This is a genomic window from Lysobacter sp. S4-A87 (genome assembly GCF_022637455.1).
Taxonomy (GTDB): Bacteria; Pseudomonadota; Gammaproteobacteria; order Xanthomonadales; family Xanthomonadaceae; genus Lysobacter_J.
The window spans coordinates 3,216,699-3,242,574 of the sequence record NZ_CP093341.1 but is presented as its reverse complement, the minus strand read 5'-3'; the positions used below and the strand labels follow the sequence as shown (position 1 = coordinate 3,242,574).

Sequence of the window (25,876 nt, the reverse complement as noted above, 5' to 3'; positions counted from 1 at the left end):
GATGACCACCGCCGCTCGCTTGTTCGCGCTGACCTGCCTGGCCCTGATCGCTCCGCTGGCCGGTGCGCAGGAGGCGTTCCCGACACAGGAAGCCGCTGCGCAGGCCCTGGTGGCCGCGCTGGGCACCACGAAGGTCGATGAGCCGCGCCTTGGCACGATCCTCGGCCCCGACTGGGAAACCTACGTACCGCGCGGCAGCGTCGAGCGCAGCGACGTGGACGCCTTCCTCACACGCTATCGCGAGAAGCATTCGTTCCAGACGCCATCTTCCGGCCGCGCGATCCTTGCCGTCGGCAAGGACACGTGGACCTTGCCGATCCCGCTCGAGAAGAAGCCGTCGGGCTGGGTGTTCAACGTCAAGGCAGGCGAACCGGAGATCCGCGCGCGCCGCATTGGCCGCAACGAGCTCGATGCGGTCCAGGCCGTCCTGGCCTATCACGACGCGCAGATGGACTATGCCTCGGTCGACCGCGATGGCGACGGCCTGCTTGCTTACGCGCAGAAATTCCTCAGCAGCGACGGCGTGCACGATGGTCTGTACTGGCCCGAGGAGAACGGGATCGACGACAGCCCGCTGGGACCGTTGTTCGGCGACGACGACACGCCCGACGGCGTATGGCACGGATACCGCTACCGGATCCTCACCGCGCAGGGCCCGTCCGCGCCGGGCGGCGAGTACGGCTACCTGCTGGGCGACAGGATGAGTCGCGGCTTCGCCCTGATCGCCTGGCCGGCCAAGTACGCCGACACCGGCGTGATGAGCTTCATGATCAGCCACGAGGGCGAAGTGTTCGAGAAGGACATGGGGCCCGAGAGCGAGAAGCTGGCCGAGGCGATGACGCGCTTCGATCCCGACAGCAGCTGGAAGGAAGTGCCGACCGATACATCGGCGGCAGCCAGATGAAGGGCGCGTAGCGCGCGGCCAGGAGGGTCGCGATGAGGATGGCGGTTGCCGCCGTGGTGTTGCTCGTCGCAGGGTGCGGCTCCACGCCCCCCACAGTGGAGCCGCCGGCGCCGCCGACACCATCGGAAGCGGACAGGGCCGTGGACGCCGGCCGCGGCGAATTCACCGTTGCCGCCGGCATGAACGACACCTGGAATGCGGTCGGCCAGATCCTGATCCGGCTCGACGGTGTCACCTACGAGATGCGCGCGCAGATGCTGGGCATCTACACCGTGCGCTACCGCGGCGAGCGCTTCATCATCCTCACCCGGGCGTTGCTGGCGAACAGCGAACGCAAGGGACTGGCGACCGAGGTCGGTGCGCTGTGGCTGGACGGCAAACCCAACAACAGCCCTGCCGCGCTAGACCTGCTGAAGCAGCTGCAGCGGCGATTGCCGGACGAACTGGCGCTTATCGCGGCCGGTGGCCGGGGCAAACCGAAACATTGAATGCCGCCGTGCCGGGCAGGCGGCCGCGCTATCCTTCGCGGCGATGAACACCCTTCCATCCAGCCTCGATGCCGAAATGACGGCGCTGCTAGGCGATGGCTGGCGCACCGATCCCAGCGAGCGCCTCGCCTACGCCTACGACAACTCGCGGCGGCAATCGCTGCCCGATGCGGTGGCGCTGCCCACCACGCCCGAGCAGGTCGTCGCGCTGGTGCGCGCCTGCCGCGCCAACCGCGTGCCCGTGGTCGCGCGCGGACGCGGCACCAACACCACCGGCGCGGCGGTGCCGGTCGCCGCTGGCGTGGTGGTTTCGTTCGAACGGATGAATCGCATCGTCGATATCCGTCCCGGCGATCGCTGCGCGGTGGTCGAGCCCGGTGTCCTCAATGGCGACCTGCAGGCGGCGCTCAAGCCACATGGCCTGTTCTGGCCACCCGATCCCACCAGCGCCGGCTACAGCACCATCGGCGGCAACCTCGCCTGCAATGCCGGCGGCCCGCGCGCGGTGAAGTACGGCGCCAGTCGCGACAACGTGCTTGCGTTGACGGCGGTAACGGGCACCGGTGAGCTGATCCATTGCGGCACGGCCACCACCAAGGGTGCGACCGGTTACGACCTGCAACGGCTGCTGGTCGGCAGCGAAGGCACCCTGGCGCTGATCGTCGAGGCCAGCCTGCGCCTGACGCCGGCGCCGAAGGCACGACGCGCAATGCGCGCGATCTACCGCGACGTATCCAGCGCGGCCCAGGCCGTGGCGCGGCTGATGGCACAACCGCTGACGCCGTCGATGCTGGAGTTCATGGACGCCGATGCGGTGCGGCTGGCGCGCGATGTCGGCGGTGCCGACCTGCCGCACGATGCCGGTGCGCTGTTGATGGTCGAGGCCGATGGCGATGCGCAGACGCTGCCGCACGACATCGAAGCGCTGATGCGCGCCGCCGAGGGCGACGGGCTGATCTCGCTCGACGATGCCGCCGACGAGGCCGCACGCGAGCGGCTGTGGGCCGCGCGCAAGGCGCTGTCGCCTTCGTTGCGCACGCTTGCACCGGGCAAGATCAACGAAGACGTCGTGGTGCCGGTGTCGCGCATCCCGCAGCTGGTCGATGGCGTGCAGTCGCTGTCGCGCGAGTTCTCCTTGCCGATCGTCTGCTTCGGCCATGCCGGCAACGGCAACCTGCACGTCAACCTGCTCTACGATCCCGCCGATGCCTCGCAGAACGAACGCGCGCACGCGGCGATGGCGCGCGTGTTCGCACTGACGCTGTCGCTGGGTGGCACCTTGTCGGGCGAGCACGGCATCGGCCTGGCGAAGCGTGAGTTCATGCCGCAGGCGATCGATGCACCGACACTGGCGATGATGCGCGCGGTGAAGGCGGCGTTCGATCCGGACGGGATCCTGAATCCGGGGAAGTTATTGCCGGAGAAGTGATGCGGTTCCCCGCCATCGCGGGGATCACGAAGGCGGTCGGGGGAAGATCAGCCGAAGTGCTCGTAACCCTTGCGCGGCGGCTGCCACTCCAGCGCGTCCGCGTCGAAGGCGCGCACGCCTTCCTTCGCGGTGATGCGGCCGACCCAGCTGACCTGCACGCCCACGCTGTCGGCAGCGCGCTGGACGTCGTCGAGGCGGTCGGACGGCGCGGTGAAGCACAGCTCGTAATCGTCGCCGCCGGCGACCTGCAGCAGCCTGCGTGCGTCACCGCTGGCGAACGCCTGCAGTGCATCGGAGGCGGGGAGCGAATCCAGGTCGAGGTCGGCACCGAAGCCACTGCCGCGGCAGACGTGGCCCAGATCGGCGAGCAGCCCGTCGGACAGGTCGATGCAGGCATGCGCCATGCCGACCAGGGCCCGGCCCAGCGCGACGCGCGGCACCGGCCGGTCGAGCCGGGTGCGCAGTCGCGCATCGCCGCTTACACCCGCGCGCCATTGCTCCAGCGCCGCCGCGGCATCGCCGAGCGTGCCGCTGACCCAGACGTCGTCGCCGACGCGCGCGGCGTCACGGCGCAGCGCGCGCCCGGGCGAGACGAAGCCGTGCACGGTCACGCTGATCGAGAGCGGGCCGCGCGTGGTGTCGCCGCCAACGAGTGCGATGCGATGTTGCGAGGCCAGGTCGAGGAAGCCGTCGAGGAACGCTTCGACGAACACGTCGAGCCACGCTTCATCGTTGTCGGGCAGGGACAGCGACAGCGTGCACCAGGCGGGCTCCGCGCCCATCGCCGCCAGATCGGAGAGATTGACTGCCAGTGCCTTCCAGCCGATGTCGGTGGCAGGGGTTTCGGGCGGGAAATGCACGCCTGCGTTGAGCGTGTCGGTGGCCACGACCAGGTGCATCCCGGCCGGCACCTGCAGCACCGCGGCATCGTCGCCGATGCCGAGGATGACGTCGTCGCGATGGCCGACGCGAGACTGGATGCGGGCGATGAGGTCGAACTCTGCCATGACTGGTCCTCGTCCCTGCCCTCACCCCTCTCCCGCAGGCGGGAGAGGGAGCAAACTTACCTGCCGCGCGGCGCCTGCACTTCGGTCGCGCGCCAGGCCGCGGCGGCATGGTCGAGCACGCCGTTGACGTAGGTGTGGCCGTGTTCGGCGCCGAACCGCTTGACCGACTCGATGGCCTCGTTGATCACCACGCGGTACGGCACGTCCGGACGCAGGCGCAGCTCATAGGCGGCGATGCGCAGCGCGGCGCGCTCGATCGCGTCGACCTGGTCGATCTCGCGGTCGAGGAACGGCTGCAGTGCTTCGTCGAGGTCGTTGCAGTGCTGGTCGACGCCACGCACCAGGTCCTCGAAGTACTCCAGGTCGGCGACTTCGTGCGCCTGCTCGTGGGCGAACTGCGAGATCACGTCCGGCGCGGTGGCGCCGGACATCTGCCAGGCATACACGGCCTGCAGGGCGCGACGACGCGCACGCGAGCGGGCTACGGGATCGATTCCATCGTTGCGACGGCGGTTCATGGCAGTTGTCCCAGCAGGTGACTCATTTCCAACGCGGCCAGTGCCGCCTCTTCGCCCTTGTTGCCGTGACTGCCGCCTGCGCGGGCCTCGGCATCTTCATGGCGCTCGACCGCGAGCACGCCGTTGGCCACGGGCAGGCCGTAGTCCAGCGACACCCGCATCAGGCCGTCCGAGCATCCGTCGGCGACCTGTTCGTAATGGCGCGTGTCGCCGCGCACGACGCAACCCAGCGCGACCACCGCGGCGTGCTGGCCGGCAGCCGCCAGGCGCGCGGCCACCAGCGGGATTTCCCAGGCACCGGGGACGCGGATCACGTCCACGGCGGCCTCGTTCACGCCGTTGTCGGCAAATGTCTTGCGCGCGCCCGCCACCAGCGTATCGGTGATGCGCGGGTTCCAGCGACTGGCGATGATCGCGAAGCGCGCGCCCTCGGGGCTGCGCAGGTCGCCTTCGTAGTGGGGCATGGGGGATTGTCCGGAGTGGGCGGGCATTTTAGCGCGTTAAGGGGGCGCCCCCTCCCCTGCCAGCAGGGGAGGATGCGTGGATCAGTGCGGCAACTCGACGTACTCGACCACTTCCAGGCCGAAGCCGGCCAGGCCGATCTGCCGGCGCGGCGTGCCCAGCACCCGCAGCTTGCCCAGGCCCAGGTCGGCCAGGATCTGGCCCCCGGCACCGTTGCGACGCCATTCGGCCAGGGCGTGGCCCGGGCTCGCCGCCGCCGGGCTGGCGTCGGCATCGGCATGCAACGGCGCGCGCACGCGCGCCAGCATCGCGTCGGCGTCGGCACCGTCGGCCAGCAGCACCAGCGCGCCGCTGCCCTGGCTGGCGATCGCCTTGAGCACGTCGCCGACCGCCGGGCCGAAGTCGGCACGGCGCCAGTGCAGCGCGTCGGCCAGCGGGTTGAGCATGTGCACGCGCACCAGCGTCGGCGTTGCCGGGTCGGGGTCGCCGCGGCGCAGGGCGAAATGCAGGCCGTGGCTGAGGCGGTCGCGGTAGGTGAACAACTGGAACGGCCCGTGCTCGGTTTCGATCTCGCGCTCGTCGATGCGCTCGACCGTGTGTTCGGTTTCGAGGCGGTAGCGGATCAGCTCCTCGATCGAGCCGATCTTCAGGCCGTGCTCGGCGGCGAACTCCTCCAGCTGCGGCCGGCGCGCCATGCCGCCATCGGGGTTGAGGATCTCCACCAGCACGCCGGCCGGTTCCATGCCGGCCAGCAGCGCCAGGTCGGCGGCCGCCTCGGTGTGGCCGGCGCGGTTGAGCACGCCGCCGGGCTGGGCCTGCAGCGGGAAGATGTGGCCGGGCTGCGAGAGATCGCTCGGCGCCGCATCAGGACGCACCGCGGTGCGGATGGTGTGGGCGCGATCGTAGGCGGAGATGCCGGTGGTGACGCCCTCTGCCGCTTCGATGCTGACGGTGAAGTTGGTGTGGTGCGGCGAGGTGTTGTCGCGGACCATCGGCGGCAGGCCGAGCTGGCGGCAGCGCTCGCGCGTGAGCGACAGGCACACCAGGCCACGTGCATGCGTGACCATGAAGTTGATGTCCTGCGGCCGCACGAGTTCGGCGGCCATGATCAGGTCGCCTTCGTTCTCGCGGTCTTCGTCATCGACGATGACGACCATGCGGCCGTTGCGGATCTCTTCGAGCAGTTCGGGGATGGGGCTGAAAGGCATGGGATATTCCTTGGTATTGCGTCATCCCGGCGTACGCCGGGACACTCGATCCGTCATCCCGGCGTTCGCCGGAACACTCGATCCGTCATCCCGGCGAACGCCGGGATCCATTTTGCTGTTGCGGGTCGAGGCAAGTGCAGGATCAAGATGGGTCCCGGCGTTCGCCGGGACGACGGTTGCTAGTTGGATTGATCGCGCCCGGCCAGCAGGCGCTCGACATAGCGCGCTACCAGGTCGATCTCGAGGTTCACCACATCGCCGACGCCGGTCTGCGCGAACGCCGTGTTGGCGACCGTGTGCGGGATCAGCGCGACCTCGAAGCCGTCGGCATCGACTTCGTTGACGGTCAGGCTGACGCCGTCGACGCAGATCGATCCTTTCTTCGCGATGTAGCGCAGCAGCGGCGCTGGTGCGTTGAAGCGCCAGCGCTGCGCGCGTGCATCCTCGGTGACGGCGGCGACACGGCCGAGTCCGTCGACGTGGCCGCTGACCAGGTGACCGCCGAGGCGGTCGGTCGGACGCATCGCCCGCTCCAGGTTGACGATCGCACCGGGCCCGAGCGCACCCAGCGTCGTCAGCGACAGGGTCTCGTTGGAGGCGTCGGCGGCGAAAGTCGTTGCGTCGAACTCGACCACGGTCAGGCACACGCCGTTGACCGCGATGCTTTCGCCAAGCTTGACCGAGTCGAATTCGAGCGTGCCGACGTCGACCGTGAGGCGGACATCGCCGCCGCGTTGCTCGCTGGCGGCCAGGCGGCCGACGCCCTCGATGATGCCGGTGAACATCAGCGCACCTCCGGCAGGGAGGCGACGCAGGTGAAGACGCAGGTGGAAGTGACGATGGACATGAAACGTTTCCCGCAAAGGTGAGCGAAAAACGCCTCAAGGCATGAGGCAGGCACACGGCCGCGAGGCCGTGGGCAGCTGTCTTCTTTCATCCGGACTATGAGCGGTGCCATCGCTGGCTCCGCTGGACCGTCGGCTCCGGCATCTGACCGGATCTGCTGACCCTCCGGCGTGACCGGAGGCGCTCGCGGGCTCGTGCAGACTGGCCTGGGCTGGCCTGCACCTACCGCCGGTGGGGAATTCCACCCCGCCCTGAAGACGTCGTGTTGTGGTTGCCGGTGGATTGGCGCGGGAATTCTAGCATCCGGGTCCGCGGCGACCTCCGGGCCGGCCAGCGGACGCAGTGTTCCACCGGTCCGCGTTGGCTCAGGGCTTGCGCCGCAGGTGCAGGAACAGCGGCCACTGGATCAGGCGGCTGTCGCCCTCCCCGCCCCAGGCGGCGGCCAGCGCCGGGCCGTGGCGGGCGACCGGATCCTCGCCGGTATCGGCAGCGCAGCGGGCCACGGCCGACATGCTCGACAGGTAACGCAGGAACTGGCCCAGGCCCCATTCGACCTCCAGCCATAGCTCCGGCGCCGGCAACGCCGGGAACGGCCACTCGTAGCCGGCATAGCGGGCATCGATCTGCGCGCGTTCGGGCGGCCAGTAGGGCTCGATGCGGGCGCGGAAGGCGTCCACCGCATCGACCATCCCTTCCGGGGCGACGAAATCGCCGTAGCCCCAGGCCGCGAGCACGCCACCGTGGGTGAGCACGCGCTCGCACTCGCGAAAAAAGGGTTCGCGGTCGAACCAGTGCAGCGCCTGCGCGACCGCCACCAGCTGCACGCTGCCGTCGGCGAGCGCGGTGCGTTCGCCCGGTTCGACCGCGAGGCTGACATTGCCCTGCCCGCCGTGTGCCCAGTGCTGGGCCAGCTGCTTGGCGCTGGGTTCGGTGGCGTGGACGTGGGCGAAGCGGGTCGCCAGTCCGCGCGTGGCCTGGCCGCTTCCGCAGCCGGGTTCCCAGACACTGGCGCTGGCGGGAACCACCGCGGCGATCGCATCGAACAACGCGTCGGGGTATTCCGGGCGTGCCTGCGCGTAGGCGTCGGCGATGCCGGAGAAGTGGTCCTTGAAGGTGGGATGCGTCGTTGCCGGGTCCTTGGTCATGACTGCCTCCTTGAAGTGCGTGGTCGCTAGCCGCCAGGTGCCGTCCCTGCGGCGGCCGGTTGCGGCCGCAACAGCAGCCGCACGTCCTGGCCAATGTAACGCGACTCGACAATGGCCATGTCGAGCTTCTGTGACATCGAGTCGATGGCGAGGCCATCGAACAATGGCCGCGCACGCTCGCCCAGCAGCACAGGGGCAACGTACAGGAGCACTTCGTCGACCAGTCTCGCGGCGAGGAAGGCACCCGCGAGCGTGGCCCCGGCTTCGAGCTGGATCTCGTTGACGCCGCGCTCTGCAAGCAGGCGCAGCACCGCTTCGAGGTCGAACCGGCCGTCGCGCACGGTCACTGCCGCCAACTGCGCCTGGATGCCGCGCGGCGGTTTGGCATCGGGTGCGTGGATGTAGAGCGTTGGCGCGTCGCCTTCGCGCACGCGACCACGCGCGACCGTGGCCAGGCCCGGATCGAGCACGACCCGCAGCGGCGCAATGAACGGCGTGTCGTCTTCCAGGCGCACGGTCAGCGCCGGATCGTCGGCGAGCACGGTGCCGGCGCCGGTCACGATCGCGCCCGCGCGTGCGCGCCAGTGCTGCACGTCCAGGCGCGAGGCTTCGCCGCTGATCCACTTCGACTCGCCGCTGGCGAGTGCGCTGCGGCCGTCGAGGCTGGTCGCCAGCTTCACCCGCAGCCAGGGACGGCCGCGTTCGACGCGAGACAGGAAGCCGCGGTTGAGCGCGCGCGCCTGGGTTTCCATCAGGCCCGAATCGACTGCGATGCCGGCGGCCTTCAGGCGCTCGAAACCGGCGCCGTCGACCTGCGGAAACGGGTCGCGCATCGCCGCCACCACGCGCGTGACGCCGGCGGCAATCAATGCCTCGGCACACGGGCCGGTGCGCCCGGTGTGTGCGCACGGCTCCAGCGTCACGTAGGCCGTCGCGCCACGGGCCCGCTCGCCCGCGGCACGCAGTGCGAATACTTCGGCGTGAGGTTCACCGGCGCGCTGGTGCCAGCCTTCGCCGACGATCTCGTCGCCATGCGCGATCACGCAACCCACCATCGGATTGGGCTTGGTGGTGTAGGCGCCGCGTTCGGCCAGGCGCAGCGCCTGGGCCATCATCGCGTGGTCGGTGGCGGTGAATGCCATCAGCGCTTCCTGCCGCGTGGCGTCGGCTCGGGTTCGCCTTCCAGCAAGGGCAACTGGCCTTCGGCGGAGCTGTCGCTTTCGAGACGGTCGAGCTCCTCGCGGAAATCGGCCACGTCCTGGAACGCGCGGTAGACCGAGGCGAACCGCACGTACGCGACATGGTCGAGCTTGCGCATTTCGGCCATGACGAACTCGCCGACGCGACGCGACTGCAGCTCGCGCTCGGCGGTCATGCGCAACTGGTGCACCACCGCGCGCACCGCCGCTTCGATCTGCTCCTCGGCCACCGGCCGCTTCTGCAGCGCGCGGTCGAAACTGGCGCGCAGCTTGCGGGCGTCGAACGCCTCGCGGCGCCCGTCGCTCTTGATCACCAGCGGCAGCTTGAGCTCGATGGTTTCCAGCGTGGAGAAACGTTCGCCACACGCTTCGCAGACGCGGCGCCGACGAATCGTTGCGCCATCGTCGGAGACCCGCGAATCGATGACTCGGGTGTCATTGTGCTGGCAGAAGGGGCAATGCATGGTCTATTGCCCCGTCCCGCACTGCCGCAGCATCACACTGGCCGCAGGCGTGGTCATCCTCAGCCGTAGACCGGGAACTTGCGGCACTGCTGCGTCACCTGCTCGCGCACGGTGGCGATGACCTTGTCGTCGCCCGGTGCATCGAGCACGTCGCAGATCCAGTTGGCCAGCTCGACGCAGTCGGCTTCCAGGTAGCCGCGGGTGGTGACGGCCGGCGTGCCGATGCGCAGGCCCGAGGTCACGAACGGCTTCTGCGGGTCGTTGGGCACGGCATTCTTGTTGACCGTGATGTGGGCCTTGCCGAGCGCGGCTTCGGCGTCCTTGCCGGTGACGCCCTTGCCGATCATGTCGATCAGCATCAGGTGGTTCTGGGTGCCGCCGGAGACGATCTTGTAACCGCGCTTGATGATGGTTTCCGCCATCGCCTGCGCGTTCTTGACGACCTGCTGCTGGTAGGCGGTGAACTCCGGCTCCAGCGCTTCCTTGAAGGCCACGGCCTTGGCCGCGATCACGTGCATCAGCGGACCGCCCTGGATGCCCGGGAAGACGATGCTCTGCAGCTTCTTGACCATGTCCTCGGACGCATCCTTGGCCACGATGATTCCGCCGCGCGGGCCGCGCAGGGTCTTGTGCGTCGTCGAGGTGACCACGTGCGCGTGCGGCAGCGGGTTCGGGTAGACACCGGCGGCCACCAGGCCGGCAACGTGGGCCATGTCGACGAACAGGAACGCACCGACCTTGTCGGCGATGGCGCGGAAGCGCGCCCAGTCGATCTTCTGCGAGTAGGCCGAGAAGCCGGCGACGACCATCTTCGGCTTGTGCTCCAGGGCCAGCCTCTCGACTTCGTCGTAGTCGATCATGCCCTGGTCGTTGACGCCGTACTGGACGGCGTTGAACAGCTTGCCGCTGGCATTGACCTTGGCGCCGTGGGTGAGGTGGCCGCCGTGGGCCAGCGACATGCCCAGGATCGTGTCGCCCGGGTTGAGCAGGGCGAAATAGACGGCCTGGTTGGCCTGCGAGCCCGAATGCGGCTGGACGTTGGCGTAGTCCGCGCCAAACAGCTGCTTGAGGCGGTCGATGGCGAGCTGCTCGGCCACGTCGACGTACTCGCAGCCGCCGTAGTAGCGCTTGCCCGGGTAACCTTCGGCGTACTTGTTGGTCAGGACACTGCCCTGGGCCTCCATCACGCGCGGGCTGGCGTAGTTCTCCGAGGCGATCAGTTCGACGTGATCCTCCTGGCGGCGGGCCTCATTGGCGATGGCCTGGGCCAGTTCATCGTCGTAACCGGCGATACGGGCAGAGCTGGGGAACATTCGCGAAACCTCGAACGGTGGGCTGAAGGTGGGGGTAATGCGGCCAGCGCAAGTGGCGCGGTCAGACCCCGGATGGTAGCCCAGGCCTTAAAATGCGGCCAGCAATGCGCCGCCTGGCCCCCGGGCGGCCAATTCCCCACCCCACTGGGATCCTCGATTGTGAAATGGGTTTTTGTCTTCCTGTTCCTTGCCAGCGCGGTGTACGTGCACTTCCGCGGCAAGGTACGCCACCGTCTGGGCCGGCAGCTGCTGGACCACTCCACCTTCATGGCACCGGTCAACGTGCTGATGTACGCGTTCTCGCGCGTGCCGACCACCGCCTTCATCCCTGAACCGGGCGACCACTTCCCCGAGCTGGAACCCCTGCGCGCCAACTGGCAGACGATCCGCGAGGAGGCCCGGCGCCTGCGCGAGCTGCAGCACATCAAGGCCGCCGAGGGCTACAACGACGTCGGCTTCAACTCGTTCTTCCGCCGCGGCTGGAAGCGCTTCTACCTGAAGTGGTACGACGACGCCCACCCCTCCGCGGCCGAGCTGTGCCCGCAGACCACTGCCCTGCTGCGGCAGATCCCCAGCGTCAAGGCGGCGATGTTCACCGAACTGCCGCCGGGCGGCGAGCTGCGCCCTCACCGCGACCCCTTTGCCGGCTCGCTGCGCCTGCACCTGGGGCTGGAGACGCCCAACGACGACGGCTGCTACATCGAGGTCGACGGCGACCGCTACAGCTGGCGCGACGGCCAGTGGACGATGTTCGACGAGACCTTCATCCACAGTGCCCGCAACGACACCCAGAGCAACCGGATCATCCTGTTCTGCGACGTCGAGCGGCCGATGAAGTACCGCTGGGCGCAGGCGCTGAACCGCTTCATCGCGCGGAACCTGATCGCCGCCGGCGCCTCGCCGAACATGGAGGGCGACAAGACCGGCGGGATCAACCGGCTGTTCAAGTACTTCTACGTCCTGCGGCTGAAGGCCAAGGGGCTGCGGGAGCGCAACAAGCACCTGTATTACGGGCTGAAGTACCTGGCGGTGGTGCTGGTGGCTGCGTTCATCGTCTGGATCTGAACGGATCACGTCGCCCGCCCCGAATTCCGCCCCTCCCCCGCCCGCGGGAGAGGGGCTTTAATTCCGTATAATTGCCGCTTCCCCGCCCTGCCCCAGGCCTCCCGGCCCGGCTCGGCGCGTCCCGCGTTCCGGAGTGCCCATGTCGCAATACATCTACACCATGAACGGTGTCAGCAAGACCGTTCCGCCGAAGCGCCAGATCATCAAGGACATCTCGTTGTCCTTCTTCCCCGGCGCGAAGATCGGCCTGCTCGGCCTCAACGGTGCGGGCAAGTCGACGGTGCTCAAGATCATGGCCGGCGTCGATACCGACTTCGTCGGCGAAGCGCGCCCGCAGCCGGGCATCAAGGTCGGCTACCTCGCCCAGGAGCCGCAGCTCGACCCGACCCATACCGTGCGCCAGGCCGTCGAAGTCGGCGTCGGTGACGTGCTCAGCGCGCAGGCCGCGCTCGACGCGGTCTACGCCGCCTACGCCGAGGAAGGCGCCGATTTCGACAAGCTCGCCGCCGAGCAGCAGCGCCTGGAGGCGATCCTCGCCACCGGCGACGCGCACATGCTCGAGCAGCAGCTCGAAGTGGCCGCTGACGCCCTGCGCCTGCCGCCGTGGGAAGCGATCGTCGGCAAGCTGTCGGGCGGCGAGAAGCGCCGGGTCGCGCTGTGCCAGCTGCTGCTGCAGAAGCCGGACATGCTGCTGCTCGACGAACCGACCAACCACCTCGACGCCGAGTCGGTGGAATGGCTGGAGCAGTTCCTCGCGCGCTACACCGGCACCGTGGTGGCCGTCACCCACGATCGCTACTTCCTCGACAACGCCGCCGAGTGGATCCTCGAGCTCGACCGCGGCCGCGGCATTCCGTGGAAGGGCAACTACACCGACTGGCTGATGCAGAAGGAAGAGCGCCTCAAGCAGGAAGAAGGCCAGGAAAAGGCGCGCCAGAAGGCGATCCACAAGGAGCTCGAGTGGGCCCGCCAGAACGCCAAGGGCGGCCGCTCCAAGGGCAAGGCGCGTCTTGCCCGCCTCGATGAGCTGCAGTCGGTCGACTACCAGCGCCGCAACGAGACCAACGAGATCTTCATCCCGCCGGGCGAGCGCCTGGGCAACTCGGTGGTCGAGTTCAAGAACGTCAGCAAGAAGTTCGGCGACCGCCTGCTGATCGACAACCTCAGTTTCCTCGTGCCGGCCGGCGCGATCGTCGGCATCATCGGCCCCAACGGCGCCGGCAAGTCGACGCTGTTCAAGATGATCACCGGTCAGGAAAAGCCGGACTCCGGCGAGATCACGATGGGTTCGACGGTCAAGCTGGCCTATGTCGACCAGAGCCGCGACAAGCTGGAAGGCAACCACAACGTCTTCCAGGAAGTCTCCGGCGGCCTGGACATCCTCAACATCAACGGTGTCGAGATCCAGTCGCGCGCCTACATCGGCCGCTTCAACTTCAAGGGCCAGGACCAGCAGAAGCTGGTCGGCACGCTGTCGGGTGGTGAGCGCGGTCGCCTGCACATGGCCAAGACCCTGCTGCAGGGTGGCAACGTGCTGCTGCTCGACGAACCGTCCAACGACCTCGACATCGAGACCCTGCGTGCGCTGGAAGATGCGCTGCTGGAGTTCCCGGGCAACACGTTCGTCATTTCGCATGACCGCTGGTTCCTGGACCGCATCGCCACGCACATCCTCGCCTTCGAGGGCGACTCGCACGTGGAGTTCTTCCAGGGCAACTACCGCGAGTACGAGGAAGACAAGAAGCGTCGCCTGGGCGCCGAAGGCGCGCAGCCGCACCGCCTGAGGTTCAAGGCGCTGAAGTGACGATTGGCCCGCGCCCGCTCTGCGGGCGCGGCTTTGTCCCATGCGGGAGAAGCACGTGACCTTCATTACGGCCCTGAAACAACGCTGGACCCAGGCCAACTCCCTGGTCTGCGTCGGACTCGATCCGGAGCCGGCGAAATTCCCGGCCCGATTCAACGGCGACCCGGACGCGGTGTTCAACTTCTGCCGCGAGATAGTCGATGCCACCGCGCAGTACGCCTGCGCGTTCAAGCCGCAGATCGCCCACTTCGCTGCGCTGGGCGCCGAAGACGCACTGCAGCGCCTGGTCGCGCACATCCATGCCGCGCACCCGGGCATCCCGGTGATCCTCGACAGCAAGCGCGGCGACATTGGCAGCACCGCGCAGCATTACGCCAGCGAAGCGTTTGACCGCTACGGCGCCGACGCCGTCACCGCCAATCCGTACCTTGGCCGCGATTCGCTGCAGCCGTTCCTCGACCGCGCCGATCGCGGCGTGGTGATCCTGTGCCGCACGTCCAACCCGGGTGCCGGCGACCTGCAGGACCTGGTCGTCGCCGATGGCCGACCGCTCTACCAGCATGTCGCCGAAAAGGTCGCGCGTGAGTGGAACAGTCACGGCAACTGCGCGCTCGTGGTCGGTGCAACCTGGCCGCAGCAGCTGCGCGAAGTGCGCGCGATCGTCGGTGACGTGCCGTTCCTGGTGCCGGGTGTCGGCGCCCAGGGTGGCGATGTCGAGGCGGTGGTGAGCAATGCGAAGACGGCAGACGGCACCGGCCTGATGGTCAGCAGCTCGCGCGCGATCCTGTACGCCTCGTCCGCCGATGACTTCGCCGACGCCGCTGCGCGCGCCGCGCGTGACCTACGCGACGAGATCAACCGTCACCGCTGACGGAACTCCCCCAGCCTCCCTCCGCTACGCGAAAGGGAGGGCGCCGGGCGCCGCGACGCGGCCTCCACACCCGGCAGTGGCACCCTAGGACCCGCCATGTCCATCCGTGCGTTCGAATCCCTCTTCAAGCTGCGCGAGCACGGCAGCGACGTTCGCACCGAGCTGATTGCCGGCGTGACCACGTTCCTGACGATGTCGTACATCGTCTTCGTCAATCCAAGCATCCTCGGCGACACTGGCATGGACGTCGGCGCGGTGTTCGTCGCCACCTGCCTGGCCGCGGCGATCGGCACGCTGGTGATGGCCTTCGCCGCCAACTACCCGGTCGGCATGGCGCCGGGCATGGGCCTCAATGCCTTCTTCGCCTTCACCGTGGTCGGGGCGATGGGTTACAGCTGGCAGCAGGCACTGGGCGCGGTATTCATCTCCGGCATCGTGTTCCTGCTGCTCACCATCACCGGCGCGCGCGCCTGGCTGATCGCCGGTATCCCGCACTCGCTGCGCAGCGCGATCACCGCCGGCATCGGCCTGTTCCTGGCGATCATCGCGCTGCAGAAGTCGGGTGTGATCGTCGGCGACCCGGACACGCTGGTGTCGCTGGGCGACCTGCGCGAACCCGAGCCGCTGCTGGCCGTGGCCGGCTTCCTGCTGATCGCGGTACTGGAAGCGTGGCGCGTGCGCGGCGCGATCCTGATCGGCGTGCTGGCGGTCACCGCCTCGGCGCTGCTGCTCGGTCTGGTCCAGTACCGCGGCCTCATCGATCTGCCGCCGAGCCTGGCGCCGACCTTGCTGCAGCTCGACATCCGCGGCGCACTCGGTGGCGGCGCCGGGTTGTCGCTGTCGGCGATGCTGCACGTGGTGATCGTGTTCGTGCTGGTCGAAGTCTTCGACGCCACCGGCACGCTGATGGGCGTCGCCCGCCGCGCCGGCCTGCTGCCGACCGACGATGCATCGCCGGCGCAGCAGAAGCGGTTCGGGCGCGCACTGTTCGCCGACAGCACCGCGATCCTGGCGGGCTCCCTGCTCGGCACCAGCAGCACCACGGCCTACATCGAGAGCGCTTCGGGCGTGCAGGCCGGCGGTCGCACCGGCCTGACGGCATTGGTGATTTCAGCGCTGTTCCTGCTGGCGCTGCTGTTCTCGCCGCTGGCGGCGATGGTGCCGCCGTATGCAACCGCACCGGCGCTGTTGTTCGTCGCCGGACTGATGCTGCGCGAGCTCGGCGACGTGCATTGGGACGATCTCACCGAAGCAGTGCCTGCCGCGCTGTGCACGCTGGCAATGCCGTTCACCTATTCGATCGCCAATGGCCTCGCATTCGGCTTCATCGCCTATGCGGTGCTCAAGCTCGCCACGGGCCAGGCCCGCCAGGTGCACTCTGCAGTCTGGGTGGTGGCGGTGTTGTTCGTGCTGCGGTTCGCGCTGGCCTGACGCAGCCACGCCGGGCGCAGGTTGCTCAGCCCTGGCGCCTACGGAAACGTGCGCGCAGGTAGGCCAGCGGAAACCGCAGCCAGATCGCCACGAACACGCCGAGGCTGACCCCCGCCCTGCGCCGTGGCGCTTCGAACTTGCGGTAGTAGCGCCACAGGCCGCGATGCTTGTGCCATTCGACAAACAGCGGTCGCGAGCGGCTCGATACGCCGCGCACGTGCAGCACGCGAATGTGGTTGGCGACGGCGATCATTGCGCCGGCCTCGCGTGCGCGGCGGCACAGGTCGAGATCCTCGGCATGCAGCCGGTAGCCTTCGTCGAAACCACCGATGCGCGTGAACAACGCACGCGGCATCAGCATCAACGCGCCGGAGATGGCCTCGACGGGCTGCAACGCCTGCGCATCGTCGATCGGAAGTTCGAGTTTCGCCGCTGGCGTGCCGCCCAGCGCACCAGCCAGCATGGCCGAGAAGTCGGGATCGCGGCGGCGTGCGGCACCGTCGCGCAGGCCGTGGTCGTCGACCAGGTCGGCGCCGAGCAGGATGTCGCCGCGCCCGGCCGCCAGTGCGCGCAGTTGCACCAGCGTGTCGCGCTCGACCAGGCAGTCGGGATTGACGAAGGCCAGCCAGGCAGCATCGCCATCGGCATCGCGCGCGCCCTGGTTGCAGGCGACGGCGAAGCCGGGGTTGTCCGGGTTTGCGATGAAGCGCACGCGCGCATCGGCCATGGCATGGCGCTGCACGATCTCCAGCGTGTCGTCGTCGGACTGGTTGTCGACCACGCGGATGGCGTCCACGCCGTCTGCCGCGCGCAGGCGCTGCAGGCAGTCATCGATGGTTTCGGCGCTGCGGTAAGTCACCACCACGACGGCGATGCCGTCCTGGCCGGTGGCGGCGACAGGGGTGTCAGACGAAGAGATCACGTTGCGGTTCCGGGGGTCCAATGCTGTCGAGCAGTACGGCCAGTTGCGTGCGCGACGCCCGAAGCGGGTCCTGCATGAGGAAGTTTGCCAGCCGCGGATGCCAGTCGGGCCATCGCGCCGCCAGCGCGTCCATGTCGCCGTCGAACGGAATGCCTTCGCCGCGACGGCCGACGAAAGCGGTGTCGCACAGGACGTTGCGCCAGCCCAGTCCGGCCAGGCGCAGCGACAGGTCGATCAGCGCTGCGTACCAGGAGCCGTAGCTGCTGGCATCGAGGCCACCGGCGCGACGGCGGGCGCTGCCGCGCAGCAGCACCGCGTGGGTCACCGCGGCCGGCAGTTCCGGATGCAGCGCCGGCATTCCGGCCGCGGCACGGGACAGGCGCTCCAGGTCGTGCGGCAGCGCGTCGATCTCGCCGATGCGCGGCCACGACGCGGCTTCGCCGGCGTTGCTCCACGGAGTTGCGGTGGCAATGGCGCCGTCACTGGCGAGGCCGGCGGACAGGCGCGCGAGCCAGCCGGGCGCGGGAACGGCGTCGGCCGAGAGCACGGCGACGTCGGCGTCGCCGCAGGCCGCCAGCACTTCGTCGAGATGCGCGACTTCGCCGACGCTGCGCTGACGCCGGGTGTAGTCGGCCTTCAGCGTGGTCCGGGCGATCCAGCGTTCGATGATGGCGTAGGCACGCGGGCCGGCCTGGGCATCGTCGGCCAGCCACACCCGGGTACCGGGCGCGGTGGCGAGATCGAGCGCGGCCAGACAGCCATCAAGCGCTTCGTCGTCGCTGCCGACCGGCACCACGACGATGGGGGGTGCGCCAGACGCTGGCGTCACTGCTGTCCCGGCCGGCGCGGTTTGCTCTGCAGCGGCTCCATCGCGCGGAAGCGGCGACCGTACTCATCGGTGAGGTCGCGTGCTTCCTGCGGGTTCTGCACGATGGTCGGCGTCAGCAGGATGATCACTTCGTTGCGCGTCGTCCGCGAACTCTGCGTGCCGAAGAGCGCGCCGATCACCGGGATCCTGCTCAGACCCGGCAGGCCGGAGGCGCCGCGCGTGACGCCGTCGTTGATCAGGCCGGCCAGCATCACCGTGTCGCCACTCTGCACCGCGGCTTCGGTCTTGAGCTTGCGCGTGTCGATGCGGACGTTGCCGTTCGGATCGGCGGTATCGGGACTGCCCGGCGTGCTGACTTCCTGGACGATGTCGAGGAAGACGACGCCGTCCTTGGCAACGCGCGGGCGCACCTTGAGGATGGTGCCGGTATCGAGGTACTGCACCTGGCTGTAGGTCTGGTCGGAGCCCACGCCCGGATTGACCGTCACCGACGAGATCGGAATGCGACTGCCGACGTTGAGCGTGGCCTCGGCGTTGTTGCGCACCATCACCGACGGCGTCTGCAGCAGCTGCAGGTCGGTGATGCTGTCGAGCGCGCTGATCACCGCCGCGGCATCATTCTTGAACAGCGACCAGACCAGCCCGTTGCCGCCGACGCCACCGATGCTCGCGCCCAGCGTGCTCCACTTTTGCGGAATGCCGGTGCCGGGTGCGGTCACGTCCGGGAAGCCGTTGTCGGTGGCCGCCTTTTCGAGGAACCAGCTCACGCCGTAGCGCAACTCGCCCTGCAGCTGCACTTCCACCACCTGCGCCTCGATATGCACCTGCATCGGCATCACATCGAGCCGCTCGATCACGTCGCGGATCGACTTCCACGCCGACGGGCTGCTGCGCACGATCAGCGAATTGGTTTCTTCCACCGCCGACACGCCGACGCGGTCACCATCGACCTCCAGGGTCAGCGCGCCGTTGCCGCTCTGGCGAGCGTTGAGCGACAGCGAGCCGTCACCGAGTCCGCCACCGCTGCCGCCACCGTTGTCGCCGCCGTTGTCACCGCCCAGCGTGGCCGTGCTGCCGTACTCGCTGTCCTTGAGTTCAACCGAATCCAGGCCCGGCATCAGCGACGGTCCACCGTTGCCATTGCCGCCACTGCCGCCGCGACCACTGCCGAACACATCGGCGAGCCGGTCCGCCAGGTCCTTGGCCTTGATGTATTTCAGCTCGTACGAAAACAGCTGCATGCTGCCGCCGGCGTTGTCGATCCGGTCGAGCCACTGCTGGATGTCGTCGAGGTAATTGGCCTGCGAGGTGATCACCAGCACGGCGTTGGCGCCTTCCAGCGGCATGAAGCGGAACATGCCCGCCACCGGTGACTTGCTCTGCTCGCCGAACACCTTCTCCAGGTCGGCCACGACCTTGCTCGCCTTGCCAGACTGCAGCGGGAACACGCCCACCGACATGCCGGCCAGCCAGTCGACGTCGAACACATCGATCGTGCGCAGGTAGTTCTCGAGCTCGGCGCGGCTGCCGCCCACCGTGATGATGTTGCGCGAGTTGTCGACGTTGACGATCGCGTTCGGGCGCGCGTAGGGCTTGAGGATCTTTTCCATCTCGGTGGCCGAGACGAATTTCAGCGGCACCGTGCGCACCTCGAAGCCGCGGGCGTTGCTGGCGCCGCCCGTGCGCGCGGCGACGTTGCCGGCCAAGGCCTGGTCGGAGGCCACCACGTTGTAGCGGCCACCGCTGTAGACCAGTCGCGCGTTGTTCCAGCCCAGCACCATCTCCAGCAGGTTCAGTGCCTCGGCCGGGCTGACCGGCTTGGGCGTGGCCAGGGTCACGGTGCCTTGCACGCCCGGGGCGATGACATAGTTCTGGCCGAGCATGTCGCCCAGGATCGCCTTGACCACGGCGTGCAGCGATTCGCCCTCGAAGTTGAAGGTGGCCGAACCGCTGGTGGCGCCGACGTTCGGCGGTGGCGCCGATCCGGCGCTCTTGTTGATGACCTGGCCCGTGCCACGGCGGATTTGCGGCCGGGCGTCGCCGCCGGTGGTCGATTCCGGCAATGGCTGCGACGTGGTGCCGGTCGCGGGCGCGCCCGGACTGCCGCTTTGCTGCACCGGTGCCGGTCGGCCATCGCGCCGCACGGTTGGCACCGGCGCACTCGCGCAGGCGGCCAACAGGCCGGCAATGGTGGTGGTTACGATCGCCTGGGTGGCGTATTGGCGAGCGGCGAGCTTCCTGGCGCTGGGCTTCATGCGTTCACTCTAGGGCGTCTGGGCCGGGGGTTGCGCGGCCTGCTGCTGCCGCATCTGCGCACGTCGCGCTTCGATCCGCTTGCGGATCGCTTCCATCTGCGCCTCGGGAGTCGCCGGCGCATCGTCGTTTTCTTCGGTTGGTCGCGCGTTCGCCGCGGCGGCGGCAGTGTTGGGCGCAGCGCTCACTGCCCGGCCCGGCGCGGTCGGCGCGCGCGCCGGGTTTGCGGCGGCCTTCGGAGAAGTCGCCTGCGGTGCCGCCTGGACCGAGATACCGGCCGGCAAGCCCCCACCAGGCACCGTGTTGAGCGGCGTGGGTGGTTGTCCGCCTTGGCCGTCGAACACGCGCAGGGTCATCTCGCGACGCCCTTCGGGCCCTTCGAACACGGCACTGCGCGCGTCCAGCGCGGTCAGGCGCCAGGACGGGTGCGACTCGGGCACTTCGCCAAGCTTGACCCGTACCGACTCGCTGCCATCGGCCGGCTGCAGGATCGCCATGTGCAGCGTGGGCGTGATCAGCACGCTCGTCAGCAGGTAGTCGAATGCGTTGCTCTTGCTGTCGCCTTCGCCCTGCCCCTGCAGGAAGAACGGTTTGGGCTGTCGGTCCTGCGAGAACAGCGGGCGCGCGCCGATCGGCGCGTACTGCGCAAGCGGGCCCAGGCGTTCGGCCGCCTGCGCACGGGTGGAAGGCAACGGCCGCAGCTGGCTCGGATCGGCTTCGAGTGCCGGGGCGTGCCGGCCCATGCCGGCGACGGCAAGCAGCCAGGCCAGCAGCGCCCAGCCGGCAACGGTGGCGAGCAACCAGGTGCGTGGGCCGGCGTCGTCAAGGCGCACGCGTCACCTCCGTTGCCGCCGCACCGGGGCGCAGGTAACCGGACAGATCGAAGCTGACATCGAGCCCGCCGTCGCCACCGGGCTGCGTGTTGCCGGGAAGGAAGTAGCCGCGCGACGAGAGGATGTTGAGATTGCCGACGAACAGACGCGGCGCGCCGCTTTCAAGCGCATGCAGGACCGCGGCCAGCTCCGGGCTGCCGCAGCGCATGCGCACTTGCACCACTACCCGCGCATAGCGTTCGCGCCTGGGCTCGGACAGCGGCGAGCGGTTGCTGATGGCGCAGCTGCTGTTGCCGGGACTGGCCTGGGCAACGACGGCTTCGAGCCGCTGTACCAGCCCGGCGGTCGCCAGCTCGGCGCTGCTTTCGGGCAGGAAACCCGGCTGGCGCGACTGCTGCGTGCGCAGCTGCTGCAGGCGCTGGGCCACCAGGGGCGCCTGCTGCAACTGCATGCGCTGGCGCAGCTCGCGCTCCTGCAGGGTCTGCAGGCGCTCGCCGGCCTCGATCATCGGCGCGGTCCACCAGGGATGGATCAGCACCAGATAGGCCAGCGCCAATGCCGCCAGGAACAGGCCCAGCGCCAGCCAGCGATCGCGATCGATCCGGCGGCTGGCGGGTGCTGCGGCAGTCGCCGCACCGGTCACAGGATTGGACGCCGGATTACTGGCCATCGTCGGCTCCCGGTCGCGGTGCCGCAGCAGGACGGGGTGCCGCCGCCGGGCCCAGTTCGGCCGTCAGCGTGAAACGGTCGCGGCCGCTGCTCGGGTCGGGCATCAGCGCGCCGGTCAGGGCAGGCGCGCGCCACAGCGGCGAGCCCTGCAGTCGCTGGATCAGCGACGGCGCCTCGCGGCTGAGGCCGATCATGGTCAGCGTGGTGTCCTCGATCGCGAGCTTTTCCAGGTAGGTGCTGTCGGGCAGGCGCCGGGTCAGCTCGTCGATCACTTCCAGCGTAGTCGGGCGCTGCGCCCGCGTGCGGTCGAGGAAGGCCTGGCCTTCGGTGAGGTCGATCAGTGTCTGCCGCTGCGTGGCGGCGGCGCGCGCGGCGGCGGCGTGGCGGGCGATGGTCTGTTCGAGTTCGTCGGCGGCGGCGCGGCGGTTGCCCAGCAGTTGCCACATCGTCGCGGCGACGGCCAGCAGCGCGATGGCGATCAATGCCAGGTTCCAGAAGCGGAACGGATCGCCGTGCTGGCGACGCTGCGCCGGCGGCAACAGGTTGACCCCGAGCGGCACGCCAGCGCTGCCGGCGACATCGATGCCGGCCAGCGTCTGCGCCAGCGGTCCAAGCGACGACAACTGCGGATCCAGTCCCTGGCGCGGCACGACCACCAGTTCGGTATCGAGCATGCCGTCGCTGTCGCGGCGGCCGAGTACGCGGGCGTCAAAGGCGACGGCGTCGGCGGAGAACGGCGTTTGCCGGTCGATCTCGAAGCCGACCACGTCGCGCAGACGATCGGCAGCGGCGGCCGGTAGCGCGAGGCGGCGACGAAGGCCGGCCGCGGCCGGCAGCAGCAGCCAGCGCGGCAGGTCGGCCAGTCGCGGCGGCAGCAGCGGTGCCAGCGGGTCGGTGGCCGATCCGACGCCCGGCTCGAGCGCCAGCGACGGTACCGAGCCCAGGTCGTGCAACTGGCCGCCCTGTTGCAGGCGCAGTTGCAGGCTCTGGTCGTGCAGCTGCAGCAGCAGCCGGCCACGGTCGAAACCGAGCACCCGGCGCACGCGCTGCGGCAGCCAGGCGGCGAGATTGTGGCCCCACCAGCCCAGAAAGCCGCCCGCGCCAGGGGCCAGGCGGGCGCCTATGCGCCGCAGCCGGTCCTGCGCCCAGTCGGCTCCCTGCCGTGTCTGGCTGCTTGCATTCATCGTGGTGAAGCTCCCTCCTCCCAGCGCAGCGGAGTGTAGGCCATGCCGGGCAAAGCCCCGCCCCCGACACGGACAACGACCCGCAACAACGACTCGCGACCATCGGTGAGTCGTGCACGGCTGTCGATACTATAGGTGCCGCTGCCGCCTCCGGCCACGCCGACGATATCCGGCGGCTCGCCCTGGGGTAGGCCGTTGGCGTCGTTACGGCCCCGCTGGGCGACGAGATCGGCGCCATTGAGCCCCAACGCATCGAGCACCGGCCCCGCTGCGTAGGCCGGGTCGGGCCGGGCGCGGCCGCTGTAGACGGTGAGGTTTGGCTCCAGCCGCGCGTACAGCTGCGGCGTGAACCCGATCACCTGCTCCAGCTCGGCGACGCTCTCGAACTCGCCGTCCTTGGCGCCATAGGGCAATCCTGCGGAGGCGTAGTCGGCGTCCTCGCCACCACCGGCCGGCTGCGTCAGCGGGTCGCTGTCGCGCCAGTCGATGATCGCGCCGGCCAGCCGCGCTGCCTGTGTGGCGTCCATGCGGGCACCGCCCTCCCCGCGCCCGGCGCCCTGGATCAGCGCCGCCAGCAATTGCGCGTCGGCCTGGTTGAGGTCGACCTTGCCGCTTTCGTCGGTCATCTTCACTTCGACGTCGGCGTCGCCATAGCGCCAGCGATAGGCGGTTCCGTCCGGCCGCCACTTCAACCGCGGATCGCTCAGGCCGACCCGGGTCAGTGCGTACTCCACGCCGGCACGGGCCGCGCCGGAGGCGACCAGTCCGCGCACCAGCACGCGCCCCTGCAGGCTCTCGATACGCGCCATCAGCGCGAACGCCCCGATCACCGAAGTCAGCAGCACGATCAGCCACAGCACCAGGATCAGTGCGGTGCCGTGCATGCGCGAGCGCTGCGCACTCATAGCTGCTGCACCGGCAGTCCGGCGCCATCGAGCTGCACCGCCAGCGGCAACGACACGACCAGCGGCGGCCACGCCTGGCCGTCGCGATCGACCAGGGTCACCTCGACCAGCAACGGCAGCCGCTCGCTGATCTCCCATTTGTCCTGCCAGTCGCCAAGCCGTCCTTCCGCGTCCAGCGCCCGGTAGCGGAATCGCGCTTCGCGAAGGCCTTCCACCAGCAGTTCCGGCGGGCGCGGCGGGCTCTCTTCGATGGTCTGGCCCGCCAGCACCATGCTCAGCGTCAGCGAGATGCGCGCATCGCCGCCTTCACCTCCGCCATCGCCTTCGACCGTCAGGTCGTGCAGGTACGGGCCGCCGCGGCCAAGGTAATCGGGCAGGTCGGCGACGAAGCGTAGGCGATCGGGCTCACCGACGAAACGGATCGGCGTGCCCTTGCCTTCATCGAATCCGAACGCCACCGGCCGGGTCGCGGTGAGGCGACTGCGCAGGAAGCCGGCGACGGCGCGCATGTGCTCGCTGCGATCGGCCATCGCCTCGCCGCGGATGGCCGTGCGGTTGGCTGCGCCGAGGGTGGTGAACGCCAGCGCAAGGCCGGCCACCAGCAGCACCGTCGCCAGCAGCACTTCGATCAGGGTGAAGCCGCCGGGGCGACCGGTGCGTGCGCCGCTTCTGCGGACCCGGCTCATGGCAGCGTCGCCTCGCCGGCGGCGGCCGTGCGCAGGGATCGCAGTTGCAGGCGCTGGGCCGGCCCGGCGTCACCCCACTGGACGGCCAGGGTGATCTCGAACAGGCCCGCGGCATTGGGATCGACCTGTTGCCTGGCTGTCGCGATGGTGCGGTCGCGCCAGGGTGCGATGCGCATCTGCCAGCGATAGCGGCCCTGCTCGAACTCGCCGTCACGCTGGCCGGCGACGATCGCCTCGCCGGTGCCGACCTGGGCCAGCAGCGACTGCGCGTAAAGCGCCGCGCGGGCGGCATCGCTCGAACCGCGCACCTGCCACGCGGCACCGGAAAGAACGCCCAGCAGCAACGTCAGCGCCAGCGCCAGCAGGGCGAAGGCGACGATGACCTCGAGCAGGGTGTAGCCGCGCTGCCGCTTCATTGCACCGCTCCGGCTGCACGCCGCATCCGGACTTCACCGGTGAGCCAGGCCACGTCGATGTTCCACACCGCGCTGCGGGCACTGAGCTGGACCCGTCCACCGGTGCTGGCGCCGTCGGCGAAGAACACGATCGCGCCCTCGCCGCGGTGCGGCTGCACTTCGCGCGCGCCGGTGAAGGTCACGCGCAGGGCCGGTGGAATCTCGCCCTTGCGGCCATTGGGGGCAGTCCAGGCGTGCGCTTCGGGATTGAGGGTGAAGCGCTGCGGCTTACCCGTGGCGATGGCCTGGGTGCGCGTGTAGCGCAATTGCGCCGCCACCGACTTGGCGGCCGAGCGCAGCTGCATGCCCTGGATGCCACCGCCCAGGGCCGCCGCGGCCAGCACGCTGATCGCGGCGATCAGCGCGATCACCAGCAGCATCTCCAGCAACGATGCGCCGCGGGCAGGATGCTGCATTCGCCAGGTCCCCGATGGCTGCCGTGTGCGGCTTACTCGTACTTGATGTCGGCGTCGACGCTGGTGCCGCCAACCTTGCCGTCCTTGCCCAGGATGACCAGGTCGAACGGCCCGCCCTCGCCCGGCGCGCGGTATTCGATCGCGTGGCCCCACGGGTCCTTCAGCTCGGCGGCCTTGGCGTACGGGCCGAGCCAGCCGTTGACGTCGCTGGGCTGGCTGACCAGTTCCTCGAGCGAGGTCGGCAACCGGCCGGTGTCCATCTGGAACGCTTCGACCTTGCCCGCCATGGTCTGCACCTGCGCCTTGGCGATGTTGTAGTCGCCGCGGTCCTTGCCGCCGAGCACGCGACTGCCGACGAAGGCCAGCACCGCGCCGATCAGCACGATCACGATGATGATCTCGATCAGGCTCATGCCGCGCTGGTGGGCTGCGGACGGGGATCTGTTCAACGAGCGGCGGTTCGGGCAGCGGCGGTTCAACGAGCGGCGATTGCGCATCTGGGGGATCCTTGTCGAGGTGCCTTGGCCAGGCAGGTCTGAAGCGGGACGCATTTGGAAGGGATGTTTACCC

At 69.2% G+C, this 25,876-nt stretch carries 27 protein-coding genes and 1 riboswitch; of the genes, 7 read left to right on the top strand and 20 right to left on the bottom strand.

What is annotated here, in order from left to right:
* The first annotated feature begins 1 nt into the window (after position 1).
* From MNR01_RS14560 to MNR01_RS14550, 3 genes are read left to right on the top strand one after another with little or no spacing between them, the layout of a single operon-like run.
* Entirely contained in the window at positions 2-904 is a 903-nt protein-coding gene (locus tag MNR01_RS14560) for a DUF2950 domain-containing protein (RefSeq protein WP_241918480.1), read from the top strand.
* Positions 905-942: 38 nt separating this feature from the next.
* Positions 943-1,392, top strand: a complete 450-nt coding sequence (locus tag MNR01_RS14555; RefSeq protein WP_241918479.1) for a hypothetical protein — start codon at positions 943-945, stop codon at positions 1,390-1,392.
* Between the two features lie 43 nt (positions 1,393-1,435).
* Entirely contained in the window at positions 1,436-2,821 is a 1,386-nt protein-coding gene (locus MNR01_RS14550) for an FAD-linked oxidase C-terminal domain-containing protein (RefSeq protein WP_241918478.1), read from the top strand.
* Positions 2,822-2,868: 47 nt separating this feature from the next.
* Here MNR01_RS14550 and thiL read toward each other — a convergent pair whose 3' ends face one another.
* The 9 genes from thiL to glyA form a co-directional block, all read right to left on the bottom strand.
* The gene (gene thiL, locus MNR01_RS14545) at positions 2,869-3,828 is read right to left on the bottom strand and encodes a thiamine-phosphate kinase (RefSeq protein WP_241918477.1); all 960 of its coding nucleotides are present in this window, start codon (positions 3,826-3,828) and stop codon (positions 2,869-2,871) included.
* 56 nt (positions 3,829-3,884) lie between these two features.
* Positions 3,885-4,346 (bottom strand): transcription antitermination factor NusB, encoded by a 462-nt coding sequence (gene nusB, locus MNR01_RS14540; protein ID WP_241918476.1) that lies wholly within the window; start codon positions 4,344-4,346, stop codon positions 3,885-3,887.
* Positions 4,343-4,810: a 6,7-dimethyl-8-ribityllumazine synthase gene (gene ribH, locus MNR01_RS14535; protein ID WP_241918475.1), complete on the bottom strand. Its 468-nt coding sequence runs from the start codon at positions 4,808-4,810 to the stop codon at positions 4,343-4,345. Before ribH ends, nusB begins: the two co-directional genes overlap by 4 nt.
* 81 nt (positions 4,811-4,891) lie before the next feature.
* Complete coding sequence (ribB, locus tag MNR01_RS14530; RefSeq protein WP_241918474.1) at positions 4,892-6,016, bottom strand: 3,4-dihydroxy-2-butanone-4-phosphate synthase; 1,125 nt, start codon at positions 6,014-6,016, stop codon at positions 4,892-4,894.
* 179 nt (positions 6,017-6,195) lie between these two features.
* Positions 6,196-6,801, bottom strand: a complete 606-nt coding sequence (locus MNR01_RS14525; protein WP_241918473.1) for a riboflavin synthase — start codon at positions 6,799-6,801, stop codon at positions 6,196-6,198.
* 136 nt (positions 6,802-6,937) lie between these two features.
* A riboswitch (FMN riboswitch) is annotated at positions 6,938-7,125 on the bottom strand.
* Positions 7,126-7,227: 102 nt separating this feature from the next.
* Positions 7,228-8,007 (bottom strand): class I SAM-dependent methyltransferase, encoded by a 780-nt coding sequence (locus MNR01_RS14520; RefSeq protein WP_241918472.1) that lies wholly within the window; start codon positions 8,005-8,007, stop codon positions 7,228-7,230.
* 26 nt (positions 8,008-8,033) lie between these two features.
* A complete protein-coding gene (gene ribD, locus MNR01_RS14515; RefSeq protein WP_241918471.1) occupies positions 8,034-9,149 on the bottom strand; it encodes a bifunctional diaminohydroxyphosphoribosylaminopyrimidine deaminase/5-amino-6-(5-phosphoribosylamino)uracil reductase RibD in 1,116 nt (371 codons plus the stop codon).
* Entirely contained in the window at positions 9,149-9,670 is a 522-nt protein-coding gene (gene nrdR, locus MNR01_RS14510) for a transcriptional regulator NrdR (RefSeq protein WP_241918470.1), read from the bottom strand. Before nrdR ends, ribD begins: the two co-directional genes overlap by 1 nt.
* 59 nt (positions 9,671-9,729) lie before the next feature.
* Entirely contained in the window at positions 9,730-10,983 is a 1,254-nt protein-coding gene (glyA, locus tag MNR01_RS14505) for a serine hydroxymethyltransferase (protein ID WP_241918469.1), read from the bottom strand.
* A 156-nt stretch (positions 10,984-11,139) separates the two neighbouring features.
* Between glyA and lpxO the strand changes: the two genes are divergently transcribed.
* From lpxO to MNR01_RS14485, 4 genes are all read left to right on the top strand, one after another.
* Positions 11,140-12,048: a lipid A hydroxylase LpxO gene (lpxO, locus tag MNR01_RS14500; protein ID WP_241920640.1), complete on the top strand. Its 909-nt coding sequence runs from the start codon at positions 11,140-11,142 to the stop codon at positions 12,046-12,048.
* A 139-nt stretch (positions 12,049-12,187) separates the two neighbouring features.
* On the top strand, positions 12,188-13,852 hold the full coding sequence (gene ettA / locus MNR01_RS14495; RefSeq protein ID WP_241918468.1) for an energy-dependent translational throttle protein EttA: 1,665 nt from the start codon (positions 12,188-12,190) through the stop codon (positions 13,850-13,852).
* A 55-nt stretch (positions 13,853-13,907) separates the two neighbouring features.
* Complete coding sequence (gene pyrF / locus MNR01_RS14490; protein WP_241918467.1) at positions 13,908-14,723, top strand: orotidine-5'-phosphate decarboxylase; 816 nt, start codon at positions 13,908-13,910, stop codon at positions 14,721-14,723.
* 96 nt (positions 14,724-14,819) lie between these two features.
* A complete protein-coding gene (locus tag MNR01_RS14485) occupies positions 14,820-16,154 on the top strand; it encodes an NCS2 family permease (protein WP_241918466.1) in 1,335 nt (444 codons plus the stop codon).
* 25 nt (positions 16,155-16,179) lie between these two features.
* On the opposite strand, the gene MNR01_RS14480 is transcribed toward MNR01_RS14485, so the two are convergent.
* The 11 genes from MNR01_RS14480 to gspG are packed head-to-tail and all read right to left on the bottom strand — an operon-like array spanning position 16,180 to position 25,803.
* Complete coding sequence (locus MNR01_RS14480; RefSeq protein ID WP_241920639.1) at positions 16,180-17,028, bottom strand: glycosyltransferase family 2 protein; 849 nt, start codon at positions 17,026-17,028, stop codon at positions 16,180-16,182.
* 31 nt (positions 17,029-17,059) lie between these two features.
* Positions 17,060-17,905, bottom strand: coding sequence for a glycosyltransferase family 2 protein (locus MNR01_RS14475; protein WP_241918465.1), 846 nt, complete (start codon positions 17,903-17,905; stop codon positions 17,060-17,062).
* The gene (gspD, locus tag MNR01_RS14470) at positions 17,902-20,160 is read right to left on the bottom strand and encodes a type II secretion system secretin GspD (protein WP_241918464.1); all 2,259 of its coding nucleotides are present in this window, start codon (positions 20,158-20,160) and stop codon (positions 17,902-17,904) included. The genes MNR01_RS14475 and gspD overlap by 4 nt, the downstream gene beginning before the upstream one ends.
* A gap of 9 nt (positions 20,161-20,169) precedes the next feature.
* Complete coding sequence (locus MNR01_RS14465; RefSeq protein ID WP_241918463.1) at positions 20,170-20,991, bottom strand: general secretion pathway protein GspN; 822 nt, start codon at positions 20,989-20,991, stop codon at positions 20,170-20,172.
* Positions 20,981-21,661: a type II secretion system protein GspM gene (gene gspM / locus MNR01_RS14460; RefSeq protein WP_241918462.1), complete on the bottom strand. Its 681-nt coding sequence runs from the start codon at positions 21,659-21,661 to the stop codon at positions 20,981-20,983. The genes MNR01_RS14465 and gspM overlap by 11 nt, the downstream gene beginning before the upstream one ends.
* Positions 21,651-22,844 (bottom strand): PilN domain-containing protein, encoded by a 1,194-nt coding sequence (locus tag MNR01_RS14455; RefSeq protein WP_241918461.1) that lies wholly within the window; start codon positions 22,842-22,844, stop codon positions 21,651-21,653. Before MNR01_RS14455 ends, gspM begins: the two co-directional genes overlap by 11 nt.
* A complete protein-coding gene (locus tag MNR01_RS14450; protein WP_241918460.1) occupies positions 22,841-23,749 on the bottom strand; it encodes a type II secretion system protein GspK in 909 nt (302 codons plus the stop codon). Before MNR01_RS14450 ends, MNR01_RS14455 begins: the two co-directional genes overlap by 4 nt.
* Positions 23,746-24,435, bottom strand: a complete 690-nt coding sequence (locus MNR01_RS14445) for a prepilin-type N-terminal cleavage/methylation domain-containing protein (protein ID WP_241918459.1) — start codon at positions 24,433-24,435, stop codon at positions 23,746-23,748. Before MNR01_RS14445 ends, MNR01_RS14450 begins: the two co-directional genes overlap by 4 nt.
* On the bottom strand, positions 24,432-24,851 hold the full coding sequence (locus MNR01_RS14440; RefSeq protein ID WP_241918458.1) for a prepilin-type N-terminal cleavage/methylation domain-containing protein: 420 nt from the start codon (positions 24,849-24,851) through the stop codon (positions 24,432-24,434). Before MNR01_RS14440 ends, MNR01_RS14445 begins: the two co-directional genes overlap by 4 nt.
* A complete protein-coding gene (locus tag MNR01_RS14435) occupies positions 24,848-25,306 on the bottom strand; it encodes a GspH/FimT family pseudopilin (RefSeq protein WP_241918457.1) in 459 nt (152 codons plus the stop codon). Before MNR01_RS14435 ends, MNR01_RS14440 begins: the two co-directional genes overlap by 4 nt.
* Positions 25,307-25,338: 32 nt before the next feature.
* A complete protein-coding gene (gene gspG, locus MNR01_RS14430; RefSeq protein WP_241918456.1) occupies positions 25,339-25,803 on the bottom strand; it encodes a type II secretion system major pseudopilin GspG in 465 nt (154 codons plus the stop codon).
* Positions 25,804-25,876 lie beyond the last annotated feature (73 nt).

Coding starts and splice junctions, on each gene's coding strand:
- MNR01_RS14560 (WP_241918480.1), top strand. CDS start 2: ATGACCACCGCCGCTCGCTTGTTCGCGCTGACCTGCCTGGCCCTGATC.
- MNR01_RS14555 (WP_241918479.1), top strand. CDS start 943: ATGGCGGTTGCCGCCGTGGTGTTGCTCGTCGCAGGGTGCGGCTCCACG.
- MNR01_RS14550 (WP_241918478.1), top strand. CDS start 1,436: ATGAACACCCTTCCATCCAGCCTCGATGCCGAAATGACGGCGCTGCTA.
- thiL (WP_241918477.1), bottom strand. CDS start 3,828: ATGGCAGAGTTCGACCTCATCGCCCGCATCCAGTCTCGCGTCGGCCAT.
- nusB (WP_241918476.1), bottom strand. CDS start 4,346: ATGAACCGCCGTCGCAACGATGGAATCGATCCCGTAGCCCGCTCGCGT.
- ribH (WP_241918475.1), bottom strand. CDS start 4,810: ATGCCCCACTACGAAGGCGACCTGCGCAGCCCCGAGGGCGCGCGCTTC.
- ribB (WP_241918474.1), bottom strand. CDS start 6,016: ATGCCTTTCAGCCCCATCCCCGAACTGCTCGAAGAGATCCGCAACGGC.
- MNR01_RS14525 (WP_241918473.1), bottom strand. CDS start 6,801: ATGTTCACCGGCATCATCGAGGGCGTCGGCCGCCTGGCCGCCAGCGAG.
- MNR01_RS14520 (WP_241918472.1), bottom strand. CDS start 8,007: ATGACCAAGGACCCGGCAACGACGCATCCCACCTTCAAGGACCACTTC.
- ribD (WP_241918471.1), bottom strand. CDS start 9,149: ATGGCATTCACCGCCACCGACCACGCGATGATGGCCCAGGCGCTGCGC.
- nrdR (WP_241918470.1), bottom strand. CDS start 9,670: ATGCATTGCCCCTTCTGCCAGCACAATGACACCCGAGTCATCGATTCG.
- glyA (WP_241918469.1), bottom strand. CDS start 10,983: ATGTTCCCCAGCTCTGCCCGTATCGCCGGTTACGACGATGAACTGGCC.
- ettA (WP_241918468.1), top strand. CDS start 12,188: ATGTCGCAATACATCTACACCATGAACGGTGTCAGCAAGACCGTTCCG.
- MNR01_RS14485 (WP_241918466.1), top strand. CDS start 14,820: ATGTCCATCCGTGCGTTCGAATCCCTCTTCAAGCTGCGCGAGCACGGC.
- gspD (WP_241918464.1), bottom strand. CDS start 20,160: ATGAAGCCCAGCGCCAGGAAGCTCGCCGCTCGCCAATACGCCACCCAG.
- gspM (WP_241918462.1), bottom strand. CDS start 21,661: ATGGCCAGTAATCCGGCGTCCAATCCTGTGACCGGTGCGGCGACTGCC.
- MNR01_RS14455 (WP_241918461.1), bottom strand. CDS start 22,844: ATGAATGCAAGCAGCCAGACACGGCAGGGAGCCGACTGGGCGCAGGAC.
- MNR01_RS14450 (WP_241918460.1), bottom strand. CDS start 23,749: ATGAGTGCGCAGCGCTCGCGCATGCACGGCACCGCACTGATCCTGGTG.
- MNR01_RS14445 (WP_241918459.1), bottom strand. CDS start 24,435: ATGAGCCGGGTCCGCAGAAGCGGCGCACGCACCGGTCGCCCCGGCGGC.
- MNR01_RS14440 (WP_241918458.1), bottom strand. CDS start 24,851: ATGAAGCGGCAGCGCGGCTACACCCTGCTCGAGGTCATCGTCGCCTTC.
- MNR01_RS14435 (WP_241918457.1), bottom strand. CDS start 25,306: ATGCAGCATCCTGCCCGCGGCGCATCGTTGCTGGAGATGCTGCTGGTG.
- gspG (WP_241918456.1), bottom strand. CDS start 25,803: ATGCGCAATCGCCGCTCGTTGAACCGCCGCTGCCCGAACCGCCGCTCG.